The sequence below is a fragment of the Pseudomonas psychrophila genome (genome assembly GCF_001043005.1).
GTDB classification, from domain to species: domain Bacteria; phylum Pseudomonadota; class Gammaproteobacteria; order Pseudomonadales; family Pseudomonadaceae; genus Aquipseudomonas; species Aquipseudomonas psychrophila.
On the sequence record NZ_JYKZ01000117.1, the window covers coordinates 1 to 517 of the forward strand.

The 517-nt window shown below is 57.1% G+C and carries 1 protein-coding gene; it reads left to right on the top strand.

The features are described from left to right. A partial coding sequence (locus TU76_RS24370) for a DUF3382 domain-containing protein (RefSeq protein WP_048352719.1) occupies positions 1 to 517 on the top strand: 517 nt, incomplete at both ends.

Sequence of the window (517 nt, forward strand, 5' to 3'; positions counted from 1 at the left end):
CCTATCGTGGGGGTAGTGCTCGACGGTTACAGCTTTAATTTGCAACCGGCACGCGTCGGTTGGCTGGTGGCCATCGTGATGGTCGGGCGTTTTGCCCTCAGCCTGTTTTTGCAAACGGCCAAAGGTTTGAAAATCCTTCAGGGGTTTGAATCCAGCGGCTCCGGTGTGCATGTATTGCCGCCTGACTATAAAACGCGTCTGCGCTGGATTGTCCCGCTGCTGATCGTGATTGCCATAGTGTTTCCGTTCTTTGCCAACAAATACCTGCTGACGGTGGTGATTCTCGGTCTGATCTATGTGCTGCTCGGCCTGGGGCTGAACATCGTGGTCGGGCTGGCAGGGCTGCTCGACCTGGGTTATGTCGCGTTCTACGCCATCGGCGCTTATGGTCTGGCGCTGGGTTACCAGTATTTGGGGTTGGGCTTTTGGACGGTGCTGCCGCTGGCGGCGATTGCGGCAGCGATGGCGGGGTGCATCCTGGGATTTCCGGTATTACGAATGCATGGGGATTACCTGG